Raw genomic sequence first — 21,123 nt, forward strand, 5'->3', positions numbered from 1 at the left:
TTACAACACGGGAAAAGAGATTGTGCATTTTATATCGGATAATGCAAAAAATATACTGCTTTTTGTGTATTTATTTTAAAATCCCGCGCTTATGATAAATATATAGCATTGAATTGGGGAAATATCAACAAGTATTAAGTGAAATTTAGACCTGCTGGGGGTAAAAGTGTCCAAGATAAGTTTCGATAACAGGTTAATGTTCACTTACGAATCCAAGTCTTTTCCCGGAGTAAATAAGGTGGCGTCACTGGTAAGACAGGACATATTTCTGGTTACAGGATTTCATGCCGGTGAGTACACAAAGGGCACAAAGTGCAGAAACCTTATCATCTACGGAACCGTGGACAAGAGCGACTACCTTAAGGAGCTTGAAGAAAACGGACTTTTGGACCTGGAACAAGTGAGGGGGAAATGGGAAGTCTACAGCTTTCAGGTGATAGATAAGCCCATGGATGGCGTGGACCACGCAGTAGTCATCGCAGGAAGCGATAAGCGGGGAACCATCTACGGACTGTTTCATCTATCGGAGCTTCTGGGTGTTTCGCCCCTGATCAACTGGAATCATGTATTACCAAGGAAAAAGAAAAACGTCCGGCTTACAGACGAGGCCAACATGGTCAGCAAAGAGCCATCTGTAAAATATCGCGGATTTTTTATAAATGACGAATGGCCCGCCTTCGGAAACTGGGCCACAGAGCACTTCGGCGGAATAAATGCAAAGTGCTACGAGAGAATTTTTGAACTGCTCCTTAGGCTTAAAGGCAACTACCTGTGGCCGGCCATGTGGAATTCCAACTTCAGCATGGATGGACCCGGACTTGAGAGCGCAAGGCTTGCAGATGAATACGGAGTGGTGATGAGCACCTCCCACCACGAGCCCTGCATGAGAAGCGGCGAGGAGTACCGGCTGCTTAGAGGTGAGAACTCCATCTACGGAGACGCCTGGGACTTTAGAGCAAACAGAGAGGGAATAACCCGTTTCTGGAGAGACGGACTTCTTAGGAACAAGTCCTTTGAAAATGTGATAACCCTGGGAATGCGAGGGGAGAGAGATTCAAAGATCCTTGGAGAGGATGCCTCTTTAAAGGACAACATAGATCTGATACGGGATGTGGTTAAGACTCAGAATGATCTCATCAGGGAGACCGTTGACGAGAACCTCGAAAACGTTCCGCGGCAGATAGTTCTTTTCTCCGAGGTGGAAGAGTTCTTCTACGGGGATGAGAAAACAGAAGGTCTTATGAACGACCCGGAGCTCAAGGACGTAACACTGATGCTCTCGGACAACAACGTAGGTTATACAAGGACCCTTCCGGGAAAAGATATAGCGGATCACCCCGGTGGATTCGGAATGTATTACCACATGGATATGCACGGGGGACCTTACTCCTTCAAGTGGATAGGCTCCACCTACCTCCCCAGAGTCTGGGAGCAGATGAGCGCAGCATACGAGTTCGGAGTAAGAAAGATCTGGGTCACAAACGTTGGTGACATAGGAACCCAGGAACTTGGACTTTCCTATTTCCTGGACCTTGCATATGACATAGATAAGTGGGGCGGAAGCGATGCTTCCATCACACAAAAGTACATGGACTTGTGGGCCGAGAGGCAGTTTGAGGGAATGCTCCCCATGGCCTCAAGGAACAAAGTAAAGAAGATCCTCTGGGATTACACGGGACTACTTGAAAAGAGGCGCCACGAGATCATGAACACGGATGTTTATCATCCGCTGCATTTCGGCGAAGCTGACAGGATACTGGAGGTCAGCGATGGGGTACTTAAGGAAGCTGCAGCTCTCAAAAAGAAGATAAGTGAAGAGAATCTGTCAGCCTTCATTTCCCTTTTGTATTATCCGGCCTGCGGAACCGCCAATCTCATGAAGATGTGGATACTGGCCGGAAGAAATGAGCTTTTTGCAAGGCAGAACCGGATCGAAGCCAATAAACTGGCAGATGAAGTTGATAAGTGCGTCGCCTTGGATGCCGCACTCATCGATGAATACGAAACGGTGGATGGCGGATTCTATAAGGGCTTTGGAAAGTCAGAGCATGTGGGCTTCGTCAACTGGAACGAGGAGGACAACAAGTATCCCGTAAGGCACCTGGTATACGGAGCAAACTCCCCCAGGATGCTGGTTTCAAGAGCTGATGACGAGCATTACATGACAGGCCTTGAGTGGAACGATCATCCCCAGACCTGGGAAGACATGCTAAGACCCGATGTAAGTTCCATAGACTTTGACATCATAAACGGCAGTGAGAAGCCTTATAAATTCAGGATCCACAACGATTGCAGCTGGCTCAGCTTCTCCAAAACAGAGGGAGAAGTAAAGGCAAGAGAACGGATAAGGCTTTCCGCCGACAAAGAACTTCTGTCGGACAAGGCAATCGGACATTTCGAGGTAGAGGGCATCGGGATAGGGACCGCAAAGGTAACAGTGGCTGCGGCATCCGGCGATGTTCCACCGGGATTATATATTGAAAGCGACGGCTGTATCTGCATCGAAGCCGAACACTTTTTTGCCCGGAAAGATACACCTAAAGGGTCCTTCAAGGTCCTTGCTCCCTACGGAAGAAGCGGAAGTGCCGTAAAGGTTTTCCCGGTTACATCGGACTTTAGGGATGCAAAGAGAAGGCCGGGACTGGAATACAGGTTTTATGCGTCCCGGGACGGTGAGTATGAGCTGATCTTCGAGCTGGCACCTACAACGCCTGTAACCTTCAGGCCCGAGCAGTTTCTGGGATTTGCCTTAAACGGAGGAAAGACGCAGGTCATCAACACCGTAAGGCAGCCGGAGATACCTTTTTTCCAAAGTGCCCAGTGGGCTAAGGAAGCAAAGGACAATGTAAAGAAGGCAGAGACCACCGTCAGATGCCAAAAAGGGGAGAACAGACTTATGTTCTTTGGCATGAGCCCCGGGATAGTTCTTGAGAGGATCATCCTGGTGCAAAAGGGGGTTGAGATCCCGAAGTCCTACCTGGGACCAAGGGAAAGCTATATAAGGATTTTTGAGGAGGAAGGAAATGAGTAAACAAGCCGGGACCCGGTCAAAAGTAAGCTTCGGCGTCTACATGAAGAAATACTGGCAGCTGTACGCAATGCTGGCACTGCCTCTGATCTATCTTCTGGTCTTCAAGTATGCGCCAATGATCTACGTACAGATCGCCTTTAAGAAATACAGTCTTGTGGAGAGTGTGTGGAAGCTTCCCATTGCGGCCAATCACGGATGGGAATACTTCATCAAAGCTTTCCAGAACAACGACTTTAAGTATGCACTCAGAAACACTCTGACACTGAATCTGCTGGATCTTATATTCGGATTCCCGGCACCTATCATATTTGCACTGATACTGAACGAGCTGTGCTTCCAGCGTTACAAGAAGGTTGTGCAGACCATCGCCTACATGCCCCACTTCCTTTCGTGGGTCATCATCTACAGCTTGGCTCTGCAGCTTCTTGCACCTAACGACGGCCTTGTAAACATGGTCATCGCAAAGCTTGGCGGAACAGCCATTCCTTTCCTTAACGATGAAGCACACTGGATCGGAAGCTACATCGGATTCGGTATCTGGCAGAACTTCGGATGGGGCTCCATCGTATATCTGGCATCCATTGCCGGAATCAACCCCGAGCTCTACGAGGCGGCAGCCGTTGACGGAGCCGGACGTTTCAGGAAGATGTGGCACATCACTCTTCCCGGGATCAAGCCCACCATCGTGGTACTGCTTATCATGAGCCTTGGTAATATCCTTGGCGGCGGCTTTGACAGGCCTTTCGCTTTCCAGAACAACCTGGTAATGAAGGTTGCCGACGTTATCGCAACTTATGTTTATCGAGTAGGTATCAAGGGACTTCAGTTCTCCCTGACAACAGCCGTAGGTCTTTTCCAGTCGGTTGTAGGTGTGTTCTTCCTGCTGATGGCTAACTTTATCTCCCGCAGACTTGGCGAGAGAGGAATCTGGTAAGGGGGGATAAAGAGATGAAAGTAAAATCAAGAGCTGATAAAGCCTGGGACATGGTATTTGTGATCTTCTGCTTCATAGTGAGCCTGATGTGCATCATCCCGATGCTGAACCTGTTGGCAAAGTCCCTCAGCGGAACTGATTTCCTTGTAAGGAATGAGGTATATCTTTTGCCCAAGGGCCTTAACTTCAAGGCGTACTCAACGGTACTTAAGGATCCCAAATACATAAGAGCATTCGTTTGGACAGTATTTCTTACCATCGTATGCACCATCGCTTCTCTTACAATGACAACCCTTTGTGCGTACCCTCTTATCTTTGAACACCTCAAGGGAAGAAAAGCGATCAACGTATTCATAACAATAACAATGTTCTTCAATGCGGGAACAATCCCCAACTACCTGCTGATGCAGAAGCTCCACCTTTTAAGTAATCCTCTGGTTCTTATCATTCCTGGAGTCATGAGCGTTTACAACATGATCATCATGAGGAGTTTCTTCTACGGCATCCCGGACAGCTTAAGGGAATCCGCGGAGATTGACGGAGCGAGTCTTTTCAGGATACTGATAAACATTTACCTGCCCCTTTCAAAGCCTGTAATGGCTACACTGGCTCTTTTCTATGCGGTAGGAAGATGGAACGGTTACTCAGATGCCCTGATGTACATGAGAAATGACAAGTACTACACACTGCAGCTTCTTCTGTACAACATCATCAACAACATAAATCAGGTGGAGGTTGCCACCCAGGAGGGCTTCTCAGCTCCGGGACTTTCGGCATCCTTAAAGGCGGCCATCGTAATGTTCTCAACGATTCCGATCCTGTGCATTTACCCGTTCCTGCAGAAGTACTTTATTCACGGCGTAACGCTTGGTGCGGTAAAAGAGTGAGAACCTGCTGAGGTTTTGTCGAAGCTGGTTCGAACCTTGTTCCGGCGAGCCTGCTTGCAGGCGAGAGCGGAACTTCCTTGTTGGCAGTTATTTAATCAATTCACATATAAATAAAAACGGAGGTAGAGTTATGAAGAAAAAGGTATTATCAATGTTTCTTGCATCTGCAATGGCCCTTTCAATAGTTGCCTGCGGATCATCAAACGGCGGAGCAGCTACTGAATCTCAGCCCGCTGCTACCGAGGCTGCACCTGCAGCTACAGAGACACAGGCAGAGGCACCTGCAGCTGAGCCTGAGACAGCATCAGAGCTTACAGACGGTAAGTTCGCTGACACAAGAAAGATCACAGTTGAGATCTACGACAGAGGAAATGACGGCGGTTCAGATCCTGAGAACAACATGTACACAGAGTACATCAAGAAGGGCATGCTCGAGGAGCACAACGTAGAAGTAACCTTCAAGAAGGTTCCCAGATGGACAGAGGTTGATGATATCAACAACCTTCTTGCAGCAGGAGAGGCTCCCGACATCTGCGTAACATACAGCTATCCTACAGTTCTTACCTACGCTCAGATGGGCGGCGTTATCGATCTGTCAGAGCTCATTGAGCAGTACAAGGCAGATACACCCAACCTTTGGGCATGGCTCGGCGACCAGAACATGCTCTGGGACAAAGATCCCAAGACCGGCACAGTTTGGGCACTTGAAGGAAGACGTGCAGAGCAGCAGAGAATCGTTACTTTCGTTCGTCAGGACTGGCTTGATAAGCTTAACATGAAGGCTCCCACAACAACTCAGGAGTTTGAGGACATGCTTATTGCCTTCAGAGACAACGCAGATACTCTTCTTGGAAAAGACGCATCCAAGATGGTTCCTTTCTCAACAAGCTATGATGTAGGCTGGAGAGCTTCAAACATCATCACATCCTTCATGGACCCTAACATCACAGACAAGGAATACTACATCAACGGATTCGATGACAGAGCAGTTACACAGGCAGCTACAAAGGATGCTGTTAAGCTCCTTAACAAGTGGTACAACGAAGACCTTATGTGGAAGGATTTCGCTCTTTACGGAAGCGGAGACACAACTGAGGATGATATGATCAAGGCCGGCTATGTTGGCGCATTCCAGCACAATTGGGATTATGTATTCAGAAACGGTGAAGATGCCATCAACTCCAACCTTCAGAGAAACGTTGGCGAAGACGCTAAGTTCGTTCCTGTAGACTGCTTCCAGAATTCAGAAGGCAAGTATGCTAAGTGGCTCTATTCTTCAGCAGGCGACAGAAAGCTCTTCTTCCCTACAACAAACACTGAGCCTCTTGCATCACTTCTTTACCTTGACTTCATCTCAAAGCCTGAGACCATCAAGTACCTCCAGGCAGGTGAGGAGGGTGTTACACACGAAGTTCTTGACAGCGGTGCTATCCAGATCATCGCAGCAGAAGGCGATGCAATCCAGAACTCAGGTAAGAACATCGACTACACAATCACATGTAACGGAACATACTTCGGTGATCAGAAGCTTGCTGACCTTTCAATCGCTTATGGTTATGCCGGACAGGATCCTGAGCTTGTAAGCGCAGCTGACAAGATTTCAAAGGCTGACGGACTTGAGCCCAAGAACGTTAACGTTGGTGTTATCGAGGCTGAGGCCGGTGTAGGCGATACACTTTCAGCTAAGAGAGATCAGGTTTACGATCAGGCAGTAGTTGCTTCAGAAGCTGACTTCGATTCTGTTTGGGAGGCAGGCATTGCAGATTACCTCTCAGCAGGCGGACAGGCAATCATCGACGAGCGTACAGCTAAGTGGGCTGAGTACTTCGGTGATTCCGATATGCTTCCTTAACTTTCGGGTTTACTCTTTTTACTCATAGATACCCTACACAAAGGGGGCTGCATCTTACGGTGCGGCTCCTCTTTTTTGGTAATAAGATGACAAGATGTGATAAGAAAAACCACGCCCTGTAGCATAAACTAGTATTTGTAAGAATAACCTTTTTTCAACATTACATAGACAAAGGGGTATGCAATGAACAGAGAAGAAGCAAGAAAGCGGGCAAAAGAGCTGGTGGCACAGATGACTGTAGAGGAGAAGGCTTCACAGCTTCGCTATGATTCACCGGCCATAGACAGGCTTGGAGTTCCGGCCTACAACTGGTGGAACGAGGCTCTCCACGGAGTGGCAAGAGCGGGTTCAGCCACTATGTTCCCACAGGCTATCGCCCTGGCGGCAACCTTTGACACAGACCTTATGAAAGAGGTGGGAGAGGTCATCGCCACCGAGGGCCGTGCCAAGTACAACGAACAGTCAAAAAGAGGTGACAGGGACATCTACAAGGGTCTCACCTTCTGGTCACCCAACGTTAATATTTTCCGTGATCCCAGATGGGGCAGAGGTCATGAGACCTACGGAGAGGACCCCTTCCTTACAGGAACTCTTGCGGTTCCTTTCATTGAGGGTATCCAGGGAGACGGTGAGTACATGAAGGCAGCAGCCTGCGCCAAGCACTTTGCGGTTCACTCAGGACCTGAGGGAGAAAGACATTTCTTTGACGCCAAGGCTTCAAAGAAGGACCTGGAGGAGACCTATCTTCCCGCATTTGAGACCTGCGTAAAGGATGCCAAGGTTGAAGCCGTAATGGGTGCTTACAACAGAACCAACGGCGAGCCCTGCTGCGCCAACAAGCCTCTCATGGTTGACACCTTAAGAGGAAAATGGGGCTTCCAAGGACACTTCGTATCCGACTGCTGGGCAATCCGCGACTTCCACGAGAACCACAAGGTTACCGCAACAGCAGAGGAATCAGTTAAGCTTGCCCTTGAGATGGGATGCGATGTGAACTGCGGATGTACCTATCAGAAGATGATGAACGCCTACAGAGCAGGCCTTATCACAGAGGAGCAGATCACGGAGTCTGCAGTAAGACTCTTTACCACAAGGTTCCTGCTTGGAATGTTCGACAAGACCGAGTACGACAATATTCCTTTCACTGTAGTTGAGTGCGACGAGCACCAGAAGATCGCTCATAAAGCGGCAGCAGAGAGCATAGTTCTTCTTAAGAATAACGGCCTTCTTCCTCTTGATAAGTCTAAACTTAAGACCATCGGAGTGGTTGGTCCCAATGCCGATTCAAGAATCGCCCTTATGGGTAACTACCACGGAACCGCTTCAAGATTCGTAACGGTTCTCGAGGGTATCGAGGACAAGGTCGGAAGTGATGTGAGAGTTCTTTATTCAGAAGGTTGTGATCTCTGGAAGCCGAACCTCAGCAACCTCTCCGATCAGGATTATCCTGACAGACTTTCCGAGGTTCAGACCGTTGCCGATTACTCGGATGTAATGGTTGTGGTTGTGGGACTTGATGAGAACCTGGAAGGAGAAGAGGGAGATGCAGGCAACCAGTTTGCATCGGGAGACAAGATCAACCTTGAACTTCCCATTCCCCAGAGACAGCTCCTTAACTCGGTTCTTGACTGCAACAAGCCTACAATAGTCATCAACATGTCCGGCAGTGCCATCAACCTTGGAGTTGCCCAGGAGAAGGCAGCAGCCGTTATCCAGGCCTGGTATCCCGGCGCAAGGGGCGGTCAGGACGTAGCAGATATACTGTTCGGTGATGTTTCACCTTCAGGCAAGCTCCCTGTGACCTTCTATCATTCAACCGAGGAGCTTCCCGACTTCAAGGATTACTCCATGAAGAACAGGACCTACAGATACTTTGAGGGAGAGCCCCTGTATCCCTTCGGATACGGACTTACCTACGGCAAGTGCTGTGTTAAGGACATGAGCGTTGAGCCTGTAAAGGACGACAAGGGTGAGTTTGCGGGAGCGGTTGTAAAAGTTACCGCTGTAAACGAAGGCTCTTTTGAGACTGATGACGTTGTTCAGGTTTATGTCAAGGACACCGGATACGAGCTTGCCATTCCGAATCCCTGCCTTTCCGGATTCAGGAGAGTACATCTCCTTCCGGGAAAAGAGACATCGGTGGAGATCAGACTGGACAGAAGGGCATTTACCTCCGTGGACGAAGAGGGTAACAGACAGCTCTTTTCCCATGATTTCAAGGTATTTGCAGGCATGTCACAGCCCGATAAGAGGTCAGAGGAACTCACCGGTATCAAGTGCATTGAGAAAGATGTACAGATATAATTATAAACAAATACAAGTGTTGTAAAATTGAATAGAAAAACCGCTGTTTTTTCTGCAAATTTGTAATGTTGTATTTTAAGTTGTATTATTATATATTTTTTTTGACACGTAAATTTTATGCGTGAGATGGGGGTATAGTATGAAATATCTTATTGGAATCGATGTTGGAACTTCAGCTACCAAGACAGTTCTTTTTGATGAGAACGGTGGCGTTGTTGCTGAGAGAGCTTATGAGTATCCCATGTACACTCCCCAGAACGGATGGGCAGAGCAGGATGCCAATGACTGGAAGAAAGCCAGCCTTGAGACCGTTGCAGCTGTAGTTAAGGAAGCTGTCGAGGGCGGCAAGGTGGCAGATCCTGCAGACATCAAGGGAATCGGAATCTCAGGACAGATGCACGGACTGGTAATGCTGGACGAGGCGGGAGAGGTCATCAGACCTTCAATTATCTGGTGCGACCAGAGAACCGGCGCCGAGGTTGAGGAGATGCTGAAGATCATGCCCAGAGAGAAGTGGATCGAGATCACAGCCAATCCGCCTCTTACAGGCTGGACCGCAGCCAAGATCCTCTGGGTACGCAACAATGAGCCGGAGAACTATGCAAAGTGCAGACACATTCTTTTGCCCAAGGATTACATCAGATATGTGCTGACAGGCGAGTTTGCCACAGAAGTTTCCGATGCATCGGGAATGCAGCTCATGGATGTTGCAAAGCGCGACTGGTCACAGGAAGTGCTGGATAAGCTGAATATCGACAGAGGACTCCTCGGCAAGATGTATGAGTCCTGCGAGGTTACGGGAACTCTTTTACCTGAGGTTGCTAAAGAGCTTGGCCTTACAACAGATACCGTGGTTGTAGGAGGCGCAGGCGACAATGCGGCAGCCGCTGTGGGAACCGGTGTTGTAAGAGAGGGCACAGCCTTCACCACCATCGGAACTTCCGGAGTTGTATTTGCACACACAGACAAGGTCAGCATCGACCCCAAGGGCCGTGTACATACCTGCTGCTGCGCGGTACCGGGAGCATGGCACATCATGGGAGTTACGCAGGCAGCGGGATTTTCACTGAAGTGGTTCAGGGATAACTTCTGCCAGAGTTATATAGAAGAAGCCAAGGAAAAGGGAGTTGATCCCTATGACCTTATAAATGCAGACATTGAGACAGTTCCCGTTGGAAGCGACAGGCTTATCTATCTGCCTTACCTTAACGGCGAGAGAACACCTCACCTTGATGACAAGGCAAGAGGAGTATTCTTCGGACTGTCAGGCATTCACACCAGAAAGCATCTGCTTCGTGCGGTAATGGAGGGTGTTTCCTATTCCCTTTGCGACTGCAACGATATCCTGAATGAGATGGGCATCAAGGTTAAAGAGATGATGGCCTGCGGCGGCGGCGGTAAGAGCAAGATCTGGAGACAGATGCTCTCAGACCTGTACGGCTGCAAGGTTGCAACCATCAACCAGGAGCAGGGTCCTGCCCTTGGAGTAGCTATTCTGGCAGGCGTAGGAGCCGGCGTATATGCCAGCGTTCCCGAGGCAGCAGACAAGCTGATCACCAAGGCCAAAGAAACAGAGCCCGTGGCAGAGAATGCTGAGAAATATGCCAAGTACCACGCGCTTTACAAGAAGCTTTACACAGATCTTAAAGAGGACTACAAGGAACTTGCAAATCTGTGATAAGAGAATAACATTTCACAAGTTAAGCGACCGGATGTCGCAGGAAAGGGGATTATTATGATCAACATGCCAGAGGTAAAAATCGGACTGGTTGCAGTGAGCAGAGACTGCTTCCCTGCATCACTTGCAGTAAACAGAAGAAAGGCTCTTATGGAAGCCTACAAGAAGAACTACAACGACAAGGACGTTTATGAGTGCCCTGTATGTATCATCGAGAGTGAGACACAGGCTATGGAAGCTCTTGAGGATATCAAGAAGGCCGGATGTAACGCTCTTTGCGTATATCTTGGAAACTTCGGACCTGAGATCTCAGAGACACTGATCGCTGAGAAGTTTGACGGACCTGTAATGTTCTGTGCAGCAGCAGAGGAGTCACAGAACGACCTTATCGACGGAAGAGGAGATGCTTACTGCGGAATGCTTAATGCAAGCTACAACCTCCACCTTCGCGGAGTAAAGGCTTATATTCCCGAGTATCCCGTTGGCACAGCAGAGGGCTGCGCTAAGATGATCAACGAGTTCGTGCCCATCGCAAGAGCTATCTACGGCATTTCAAACCTCAAGGTTATTTCATTCGGACCTCGTCCCATGAACTTCCTTGCATGTAACGCACCTATTCAGCAGATCTACAACATCGGCGCAGAGATCGAAGAGAACTCAGAGCTTGATCTTTTCGAGAGCTTCAACAAGCATGCCGGTGATTCCAGAATTGCAGATGTTGTTAAGGATATGGAAGCTGACCTTGGCGCAGGCAACAAGAAGCCTGAGATCCTTGAGAAGCTTGCTCAGTACGAGATCACACTCCTTGACTGGATCGAGGAGCACAGAGGCAGCAAGAAGTTTGTCTGCATCGCCGGCAAGTGCTGGCCTGCATTCCAGACACAGTTTGGTTTCGTTCCCTGCTATGTAAACTCAAGACTTACAGGCCGTGGAATCCCTGTATCCTGCGAAGTAGATATCTACGGTGCGATCAGTGAGTTCATCGGAACCTGCGTATCTGAAGACGCTGTTACACTTCTTGATATCAACAACTCTGTACCTGAGGATATGTACAACGAGTCCATCAAGGGTAAGTTCGACTACAAGCACACAGATACATTCATGGGCTTCCACTGCGGAAATACCTGCACAAGCAAGCTTTCAAGCTGCGAGATGAAGTTCCAGAGAATCATGGCTCGTAACCTTCCCGAGGAAGTTACACAGGGAACTCTTGAAGGCGACATCGCTCCCGGCGAGATCACTTTCTACAGACTGCAGAGCACATCCGACAATCACCTTCGTGCATACCTTGCAGAGGGCGAAGTTCTCAACGTTCCCACAAGATCTTTCGGTGGTATCGGTGTATTCGCTATTCCTGAGATGGGAAGATTCTACAGACACGTACTTATCCAGAACAACTTCCCTCACCACGGTGCCGTAGCATTCGGACACTTCGGAAAGAGCCTGTTCGAGGTATTCAAGTACCTGGGAGCAGAGACCATCGGCTACAACCAGCCCGCATCTCTGCCTTATCCCACAGAGAATCCTTTTAAGTAATTTTTGATCCTTCTGCTTTTTGAAATAATATGAAAGCCCCGGAGTCCTGCCTTGGCGCAGACTCCGGGGCTTTTGTATCGCGCGGAAGCGCGCGACTTCTTTTGGACTTACCCTGCTGAATTTGGTGACATTTTTGCCGGAGCAGGGCGAAATAATACCATCAGCGCTATATATCGCGAGTAGTATTACTTTGATGGCTTTTTTCCCTGAATTTTAAGGGTTTTCCATGGTGGCGGTAATACTACGGCGCATATATGATCGCTATAGTATTACTTTTGTAATACCATAAGCCAAATAAAAGAGGTGATGGTATTATTTCCGCGTTATCGTCATAACGCCACAGCGCCTAAACACCTCAGCACCCCGGTTTAGTTCGAGAAATAATGCGTGATCATCCGTTTCACCTCCAATATACTCAATGGATACTGGAGGGTTTCATAAGTCACTATCAGATTAACTCCGGGGATATACCCGTTTTTGATGTATGTCCTTAATTTGTTTATCGCTTTGTTTCTGTATTTGGGATCATCCATCTTCCCGAAGTGCTCCCAGTAGATCGGGTTTTTATGTCCTGTTTTTATGGTGAAATCAGGATATATCGAAGTGCTTTCTATTTCCAATGCGCACTCGTATCTGTAAGGGATACCTGCCTCATACAGGGCAGCAGCAATGATTGCTTCTGATTTTGACCTGACCTTGTCACCCTTTGGGGCATCGTGTATCAGTTCCTCTTCGTAATCTGTTTTTCTGTCATAATCCTCGTACTCCCATTTATCTTCTGACAAAAGCACGCTGTAGGGCGAGTCTTTTTGCAGCAGTGACCTGTAATCCCGCTGTTTTCTGACCCTCAAATATGCGGAAAGACTCCGGCACTCATTCTTTTTGTCCGCAAGCATGTCACTCAGATACCTCTTGGTTGCCAGTATTTCGGCTGTTTTGCGGTTCTCCTTATCAAGGTAGCTGCGCTTGTACTCTCCGTCAACCTTATGCTGGTGATAAAAGCGGTATTTTCCTTTGACTTTGTCAGCTATAATTGAACCTTCCGGGAATTTGCTGATTCTTTTCCCTAAAGCTTTGATCTCTTCTTCAAGAGACTGCTTCCTAGCATAGTAAAAATCTTCTATCATATTTCTCTCCTTGTATTACAATTGCAGATTGGACCCTGCCAACAGCAATGCATGTATAAAAGAATTTGTGGAATTTGCGGAAGAAAATCCAAAGAAATTTCACAAGACAGAGAAAATAATACCATAAAGAATGTTATATGCAAATCATTTTGATATAATGAACAAAATAATTGTGCACAAATCATGGGAGGCCTTTATATGAGTGATATTAAGATAGTAATTGCCGACAAAGACAGCGTCGGATATGACATGGACTACAGCATCTATGAGGAGCTGGGAGATGTCACCTACTACGATGACAAGGTGACAGAAGAGAATGCAAAAGAGCGATTGGCCGGGGCCAAGGTACTTGTGATCAACAAAAGTCAGATCACGGACAAGCTCCTGGATGATGCTCCGGACATTGAGCTTATCTGCGAGTTTGCCACCGGCTACGACAACGCCAACATTCCCGCCTGCGACAGGCACGGTGTGAAGGTTGCCAACATCAAGGGTTATTCAACACCTTCGGTTGCCCAGCACACCTTTGCAATGCTCTTTTATCTGATGGAGAACCTGCGCCACTACGATGAATTCGTAAAAAGCGGTGCTTATGCCAATCAGGATCACTTCTGCTGTCTGGACATTCCCTACAGCGAGCTTGAGGGCAAGACTTATGGAATCGTAGGAATGGGTAATATCGGAAAAAAGGTAGCTCAGATAGCCACAGCCTTTGGAGCACATGTAATCTTCTATGCATCCTCCGGACACAGCGACTGCACGGACTATGAGCAGGTGAGCTTCGACGAGCTTCTTGAGAGATCAGACGTGATTTCTCTGCACTGCCCTTTAAGCGACAGGACCAGAGATCTGTTCAATGCAGCTGCTTTTGACAAGATGAAGAAAACCGCAATCCTCATTAACGTAGCAAGAGGCGCAGTAGTAACAGAGAAAGATCTTGCGGATGCGCTCGTTGAGGGCAAGATCGCTGCCGCAGGGCTTGACGTTCTCAATCCCGAGCCCATGGCAAAAGACTCAGCTCTTTTGCAGATACAGGACAGCGGCAAGCTTATCGTAACACCGCACCTGGCCTGGGCCAGCACGGAAGCCAGAGTTCGCTGCCTGGAAGAGGTTAAGCTGAATATACAGGGATGGTTAAGCGGCCAGCCCAGGAATATAGTGAATTAAAGTAAAGGACCGTTCCCGTTAAGGGGCGGTCCTTTTGGGGGCATTGCAATAGAGTCAAGAATCTCCGTCTCACCATCTCACTCCAGCGCCTTCTGAAGCTTCTCGATAACAATCTTCAGCGCCTTGATCCTGGCGTACTTCTTGTCCACGGACTCCAGCACATACCAAGGCGCAAACGCGGTACTGGTCTTGGCGATCATCTCATCGATGGCACCCTCGTAAAGATCCCATTTCTCACGGTTTCTCCAGTCCTCGTCGGTGATCTTCCACTGCTTCTCAGGGGTGTTCTGTCTGTCATTGAAACGCTCGAGCTGGGTGTCCTTGTCGATCTGAACCCAGAACTTGATGATGACAGCGCCCCAGTCGCAAAGTTCCTTCTCGAACTCATTTATCTCATTGTAGGCTCTCTGCCAGTCGTTCTCGGAGCAGAAGCCCTCCAGCCTTTCAACCATAACTCTGCCGTACCAGGTCCTGTCGAAGATGGTGATATGCCCAGTCTTGGGAAGTCTTGTCCAGAATCTCCAGAGATAGTGCCGTGCCTTCTCGTGGGGCTCAGGGCTTGCGATAGGCTCAACCACATAGTCCCTGGGATCCAGAGCCTCCGTGATCCTCTTGATATTGCCGCCCTTTCCGGCTGCGTCCCATCCCTCGTAGGCAATGATAACGGGAATCTTCCTGCGGTAAACCTTGTTGCCAAGATCCTTAAGCTGCTTCTGGAGCCTGTTTAACTCCTCATCGTACTCCTCATCTGAAAGCTTCTTTCCCTCCAGCGGAATATCGGCAAGCTTGTCCACCTTCTCCATGGGGAACGTGTTCTGAAGAATCGGAACATTCATTTTCTGATTCTTGAGAGCGATGTCGATCCCCTGATTAAGAAACTGCAGAACCTGAAGCTCCGCCCACTTCTTGTCAGAGGCGTCGATTATGTACCAGGGTGCCCTTGACTGATTGGTGTCACCGAGATACCGCTCGAAAACCTCAAGACACCTGTCATAATGCTTGTTCTGCAAAAGATCGTCTTTATCCACGCGCCAGCTGGTATCCTTGGATTCCTGCAGAGTCTCCAGGCGCTTCTTCTGCTCCTTCTTTGAAATATGGAAAAAGAACTTGATAACCAGATATCCGTTATCGCAGAGCTGACGCTCAATCACATTTATTGAATGGACACGCTTTTTATAGATCTCCTCGGTGAGCTTCTCATCCAGAACGTCGTCCACCACCTCTTCCATCCAGCAGGTGTCGAAGAAGCGGAATTTGCCCGCCTCCGGAATTTCCTTAATAAACCTGTAAAGGAAGGGATATCTCTTTTCCTCGGCGCTGGGCTGCCTGTCCATGGTTGCGACCCTGAAAAATCTGGGGTCGATATTTCGGATGACTTTCCCGATGACAGCCCCTTTTCCTGCGGCATTCCAGCCCTCAAACAGGACCATTACCGGAAGCCCTGCCTCCTTTATCTTCATCTGCGATGCAAAAAGATGCGCGCGCTCTTCCTTCAGCTTCGATTTTATTTCTTCTTCAACGGGCAGTTCGGCTTTGACAAAATCCTTAAGCATGGCAGATCCTCCTATATAAAAAGTTGTCGTTTTTCTACCTATATCATAGCATAATGTTGTACAATAATCGTACGAAGGGAGTCAGATTATGGAAGCTTTGTTTTCACTTTTATTTTATGTTGCAATTATCGCTGCGGTGATTTACAAAATTAAGAAAAAAGGCGGCGTAACAGGCGCAGGGCAGCGCAGTAACATGCCACAATTCCCTGCCATGGGAAAAGAGCCGTCATCAATGCCGCATGAGCACAGAAGGGCCGGGAATTATGATACTTTTTCCGGGAAAAAGACCCATAACAGGGCCTCAGGTTCCATGCCCCACAAACATGAAACAAAAAAATATACATCCCAGGCGGATGCATCCAAGCTTCCTCCGGGATATATCCTGCTTAACGGCGAGCCCGTAAGGGTTGCCGACCTTGAGGGCAAATAAGCACTATTTCGTTGACCCGGATACCGTTTTTCCAGTATAATAAATGTTAAGAAATCTGTAAAAAACGGGGGGATCGTATGGGTAAGCATTTAAGAGGGTTATTGATCACAACAGGACTGCTCATTTCTATGGTGGCAGCCCTGTTCTTTGTTCCTGCCGCAAGTCTGCCGACAGAGGCTGTCGGTGCAGAGATTGCTGTGGGAATCGATGTTTCCAAATATCAGGGAGGCATCAACTGGCAGCAGGTCAGGGCTTCAGGAATCAGGTTTGCCATGATAAGAGTCGGCACAACCAAGAAGGGCCTTGACGAGCAGTTCGTCAATAATATCAACGGAGCAAATGCAGCAGGCGTAAGAACCGGAATCTATATCTATTCCTATGCCACAACTCCCGAAGCTGCAGCGGCAGAGGCCAATCAGGTTCTTGCCTGGATCGCTCCCTATGCAGTTACTTTTCCCATTGCAATCGATATAGAGGATTCAGTACATAAGGGACTTAATCCGGGACAGCTTCAGGCTATTGCGGATACTTTCTGCGGTATCATCAATGCCAACGGCTATGAGCCCATGGTTTACGCCAGCAGGAACTGGTTCATGGGAAGAATGCCAAACGTTGCAAGTGCAAAGTGGGTCGCTCAATACAACACAAGCTGCGATTATCCCGGTGACTACGCTATGTGGCAGTCCAGCAGCCACGGCTCCTATGCGGGAATCCCTACAAGAGTTGATGTAAACCATCTTTACACAGACTATTTTTCAAGGATAATCCCCGAGGGCTTTAACGCCTGGGGCGGACATGTATTCTATTATCACAACTATCGCAAACAGTACGGATGGATCAATCTCAGCGGAATGAGATATCATGCGGATCCCAACGGCTACATCCAGACCGGATGGTTCCAGGATGAGAGCGGTGTCTATTATCTCGATCCCAACGAGGGAGGTCTTGCAAAGGTGGGCTTTGCCGATATCGACGGAGCAAGGTTCTACTTTGATGAGAACGGAGTAAGGAGAACAGGTCTTTTGAACCTGGGAGGCACTGTATATTATGCCAATGCCGACGGCGTTTGCCAGAAGGGCTTTGTTCAGCTTGAGGACGGCATCCATTATTTTGACGATCAGTACGTAATGCATGTTGGCCTGACTCAGATCGGGGATAAGCTATACTACTTTGATGGCAACGGTGTAATGCAGACCGGAATGTTTGCTCTTGAGACAGGTAAGTACATGTTTGGCGCGGACGGTATCGCCATCAGCGGATGGTACTCCAATGAGCAGGGACAGAGATTCTACTTCGGTCCCGGCAATGCTGCTGTAGTAGGACTTCAGACAATAGACAAGGCAGTTTATCTCTTCGGCCCGGACGGAGTAATGCAAAGCGGTTGGTCAGGAGATGTTGCGGCAAGATATTATTTCGGACCTGACGGCAAGATGGTAACAGGCTGGAACGCAATTGAGGGCAGAAGCTTCTACTTTGCCGAAGACGGAAGAATGGCACTTGGTCTTTTGGGCCTGAAGGACGGCGTATATTACCTGGATCCTGCAGACGGACATCAGGTTGTAGGCTGGGTACAGCTTCCTGAGGGATGGAGATACTTTGATGCCAACAACGGACGTATGCTTGTAAAGATGACAGCGGTTCTTGATAATGTGACTTGCACCTTTGACAAGAACGGACTTCTTATAGAGCCTGCCGGATGGGTTCCCGGAACACCGGCTCCCGTTCCTGCAGATCCTGCCGATCCGGCAGCTGAGGCACCTGCAACCACAGGCTGACCGTCACTTATAAAAACATCATAAAACCAGAAGGAGACTACTGCCGGATTACTTGGCAGTAGTCTTTTAATTTTGTATAATTAATTGTAGTGTGCGTTACAATCAGGTTAATTCAAAGGAGGCCTTTTCACATGATGAGAATTGGTATGTTGACTAGCGGTGGTGATTGTCAGGCTTTGAATGCAGCAATGCGCGGCGTTGTTAAGTGTATTGCGCACAGCGGTGAGGAAGTTGAGTTCTATGGCTTCAATAACGGCTATAAGGGACTTATCTACAGCGATTTCCGTATGCTCACTTCCAAGGATTTCTCCGGTATTCTTACCAAGGGAGGAACCATCCTGGGCAGTTCCAGGACTCCGTTCAAGACCATCAGGGAACCTGACGAGAATGGGCTTGATAAAGTTGAAGCCATGAAGCAGAACTATCACAAGCTTCAGCTTGATTGTCTGGTTGTGCTGGGAGGAAACGGTTCCCAGAAGACAGCCAACCTTTTGAGCGAAGAGGGACTCAACGTGGTTTCCCTTCCAAAAACTATTGATAATGACCTGTGGGGCACAGATATGACCTTTGGTTTCCAGAGTGCCGTTGATGTGGCTACGGGAGTTATAGATAACATTCATACCACAGCTGATTCCCATGGCCGTGTTTTCATCATAGAGGTTATGGGACATAAGGTTGGATGGCTTACCCTCAACGCCGGAATGGCAGGAGGCGCTGACGTTATCCTTATCCCTGAGATCCCTTATGATATCAACAAGGTATGTGAGACCATAGAGGCAAGAGACAAGAGAGGCAGCAGATTCACCATCATTGCTGTTGCAGAGGGCGCCATCTCCAAGAAGGACGCCAAGCTCTCCAAGAAGGAATACAAGGAGAAGATGGCCAATTACAAGTATCCTTCCGTATCCTACGAGATTGCCGAGGCAATCCAGAAGAAGACAGGACACGAGGTAAGAGTAACCGTTCCCGGCCACATGCAGAGGGGCGGAGCACCGGATCCCTACGACAGAGTATTTGCGTCAAGACTGGGAGCAGAGGCAGGCAAGCTTATCCTCAAGAAGGAGTATGGCTATATGGTTGCCTACAAGAACAGAGAGATCGTCAAGGTTCCTCTTTCCGAGATCGCAGGCAAGCTTAAATATGTCTCTCCTGATGCAAGCATCATCAAGGAAGCCAAGATGCTGGGTATAAATTTCGGGGATTAATAAAAGCAGGGGCGTAAGCCCTTTGCGAGAAGTTTTGTTGGAGCAGTTTTAAATGAGTTATGTAGCACTTTACAGGAAATTCAGACCCCCGGTTTTTGAAGATGTCAAAGGCCAGGATCATATTATTACAACACTTAAGAATCAGATAAGATCAGACAGAGTCGGACATGCTTACCTGTTCTGCGGCACACGTGGAACAGGTAAGACTTCTGTTGCAAAGATTTTGGCAAAGGCAGTCAACTGCGAGAATCCCGTCGACGGAAGCCCCTGCGGCCAGTGCGAGATGTGCAAGGAAATTGCCGCCGGCAACAGCATGAACGTGATCGAGATCGATGCTGCTTCCAATAACGGTGTTGAGGACGTCAGACAGATCATCGACGAAGTATCCTATTCTCCCACCAGAGGCAAAAAGAAGGTATATATCATAGACGAGGTGCACATGCTGTCCACCGCGGCTTTTAATGCGTTGCTCAAAACTCTTGAGGAGCCGCCGGAGTATGTGCTTTTCATTCTTGCCACCACCGAGGTGCACAAGATTCCCATCACCATTCTGTCCAGATGCCAGCGCTATGATTTCCACAGGATCACCATAGACACCATTCAGGACAGGCTTCGCCAGGTTGTGGACGCGGAAGGAATCAAGGTGGATGACAAAGCCTTAAGGTATGTGGCCAAGGTCGCTGACGGTTCTATGAGAGACTCCTTAAGTCTCCTTGACCAGTGCATCGCCTTCAATTTCGGAGAGGAACTTACCTATGACAAGGTCCTTAGCGTTCTGGGGGCCGTAGACACAGCGGTATTCAGCAATCTCTTTTCCGCCCTGTATGAACAGAACGCCGATAAGGCACTGACAATTTTAGCCGAGGTGGTTATCCAGGGCCGCGAGCTGACCCAGTTTGTTAACGATTTTGTGTGGTATCTGCGAAATCTGATGCTGGTTCAGGCGTCGGATCAGATGGAGGATGTGGTGGACATATCCACCGACAACCTAAAGACACTGAAGGAGCAGGCAGCAGGAGCGGACCCCGATACGATCCTGAGATTCATCCGTGTCTTTTCCGAACTGTCATCAAGTATCAGATATGCAACTCAGAAGAGGATTCTTATAGAGATCACTTTCATAAAGCTCTGCAAGCCACAGATGGAGAAGGATGAGGACTCCCTTGAGGAGAGACTCAGAATTCTCGAGGCGCATGACGAGGAGAACAGCAAGGTTTTAAGCGGCATCAGAAGCGGGCAGATCGCTGTGGCGGGAGCCGGTGCGGCAGCCGGGAATCCCATGCCGGTCAAAGAGAAAAAAGTTCTCGAGAGAGCTGTTCCTGAGGACATTCAGAGAGTGGTCGCAGAATGGCCAAGAGCTGTCAACAAAATGGACTCACCCATGAAGCAGTATATGCAAAAGGCGAGACTCAGCATGGGCAATGACGGCAGACTCCAGATAGTGCTTGACCAAAGACCATTGGTTGAGAAGTACAGCAAGGGTGAAAGCGCAGAAGAATTCCAGAATTTTCTGGACAACATTATAGGCAAGCATGTAGAGTATGAGATGAAGTTTTTAGAGCAAAACGAGAACTTTGAAGAGCATTTTGTAAATCTGCAGGCTATAAGATTTGATATAGTAACAGAAGATGAATAAGAAAAGGA

At 48.4% G+C, this 21,123-nt stretch carries 14 protein-coding genes; 12 read left to right on the top strand and 2 right to left on the bottom strand.

The genetic code is table 11. From position 1 onward, the window contains the following. The first annotated feature begins 166 nt into the window (after positions 1-166). The 7 genes from T456_RS0111880 to T456_RS0111910 all read left to right on the top strand — a co-directional run bounded on the left by T456_RS0111880 (position 167) and on the right by T456_RS0111910 (position 12,222). Entirely contained in the window at positions 167-3,031 is a 2,865-nt protein-coding gene (locus tag T456_RS0111880) for a glycosyl hydrolase 115 family protein (protein WP_024866322.1), read from the top strand. Next, on the top strand, positions 3,024-3,965 hold the full coding sequence (locus T456_RS0111885) for an ABC transporter permease (protein ID WP_024866323.1): 942 nt from the start codon (positions 3,024-3,026) through the stop codon (positions 3,963-3,965). The genes T456_RS0111880 and T456_RS0111885 overlap by 8 nt, the downstream gene beginning before the upstream one ends. Positions 3,966-3,979: 14 nt before the next feature. Next, entirely contained in the window at positions 3,980-4,852 is an 873-nt protein-coding gene (locus T456_RS0111890) for a carbohydrate ABC transporter permease (protein WP_024866324.1), read from the top strand. A 130-nt stretch (positions 4,853-4,982) separates the two neighbouring features. Further along, positions 4,983-6,704 (top strand): extracellular solute-binding protein, encoded by a 1,722-nt coding sequence (locus T456_RS0111895; RefSeq protein ID WP_024866325.1) that lies wholly within the window; start codon positions 4,983-4,985, stop codon positions 6,702-6,704. A 183-nt stretch (positions 6,705-6,887) separates the two neighbouring features. Continuing rightward, positions 6,888-9,008 carry a glycoside hydrolase family 3 C-terminal domain-containing protein gene (locus T456_RS0111900; RefSeq protein ID WP_024866326.1) on the top strand — a complete coding sequence of 707 codons (2,121 nt, stop codon included), beginning with the start codon at positions 6,888-6,890 and terminating at the stop codon, positions 9,006-9,008. A gap of 139 nt (positions 9,009-9,147) precedes the next feature. Next, on the top strand, positions 9,148-10,686 hold the full coding sequence (gene xylB, locus T456_RS0111905) for a xylulokinase (protein ID WP_024866327.1): 1,539 nt from the start codon (positions 9,148-9,150) through the stop codon (positions 10,684-10,686). A gap of 57 nt (positions 10,687-10,743) precedes the next feature. Beyond that, complete coding sequence (locus tag T456_RS0111910; protein WP_024866328.1) at positions 10,744-12,222, top strand: L-fucose/L-arabinose isomerase family protein; 1,479 nt, start codon at positions 10,744-10,746, stop codon at positions 12,220-12,222. Between the two features lie 368 nt (positions 12,223-12,590). On the opposite strand, the gene T456_RS21430 is transcribed toward T456_RS0111910, so the two are convergent. Next, positions 12,591-13,349 carry a hypothetical protein gene (locus T456_RS21430; RefSeq protein WP_024866329.1) on the bottom strand — a complete coding sequence of 253 codons (759 nt, stop codon included), beginning with the start codon at positions 13,347-13,349 and terminating at the stop codon, positions 12,591-12,593. Positions 13,350-13,547: 198 nt separating this feature from the next. Here T456_RS21430 and T456_RS0111920 point away from each other — a divergent pair, with 198 nt between their 5' ends. Beyond that, positions 13,548-14,516: an NAD(P)-dependent oxidoreductase gene (locus T456_RS0111920; RefSeq protein ID WP_051465027.1), complete on the top strand. Its 969-nt coding sequence runs from the start codon at positions 13,548-13,550 to the stop codon at positions 14,514-14,516. Between the two features lie 77 nt (positions 14,517-14,593). Here T456_RS0111920 and pap read toward each other — a convergent pair whose 3' ends face one another. Further along, on the bottom strand, positions 14,594-16,069 hold the full coding sequence (pap, locus tag T456_RS0111925; RefSeq protein WP_024866331.1) for a polyphosphate:AMP phosphotransferase: 1,476 nt from the start codon (positions 16,067-16,069) through the stop codon (positions 14,594-14,596). A gap of 88 nt (positions 16,070-16,157) precedes the next feature. On the opposite strand from pap, the gene T456_RS0111930 reads away from it, so the two are divergent. The 4 genes from T456_RS0111930 to dnaX all read left to right on the top strand — a co-directional run bounded on the left by T456_RS0111930 (position 16,158) and on the right by dnaX (position 21,115). Next, complete coding sequence (locus T456_RS0111930) at positions 16,158-16,499, top strand: hypothetical protein (RefSeq protein ID WP_024866332.1); 342 nt, start codon at positions 16,158-16,160, stop codon at positions 16,497-16,499. A gap of 77 nt (positions 16,500-16,576) precedes the next feature. Continuing rightward, positions 16,577-18,274, top strand: a complete 1,698-nt coding sequence (locus T456_RS0111935) for a GH25 family lysozyme (protein ID WP_081749090.1) — start codon at positions 16,577-16,579, stop codon at positions 18,272-18,274. Positions 18,275-18,405: 131 nt separating this feature from the next. Next, positions 18,406-19,479 (top strand): 6-phosphofructokinase, encoded by a 1,074-nt coding sequence (locus tag T456_RS0111940; RefSeq protein WP_024866334.1) that lies wholly within the window; start codon positions 18,406-18,408, stop codon positions 19,477-19,479. Positions 19,480-19,531: 52 nt separating this feature from the next. After that, a complete protein-coding gene (gene dnaX / locus T456_RS0111945) occupies positions 19,532-21,115 on the top strand; it encodes a DNA polymerase III subunit gamma/tau (RefSeq protein ID WP_024866335.1) in 1,584 nt (527 codons plus the stop codon). The last annotated feature ends 8 nt before the right edge of the window (positions 21,116-21,123 follow it).

Source organism: Butyrivibrio sp. FCS014, from assembly GCF_000526935.1.
GTDB lineage: Bacteria > Bacillota > Clostridia > Lachnospirales > Lachnospiraceae > Butyrivibrio.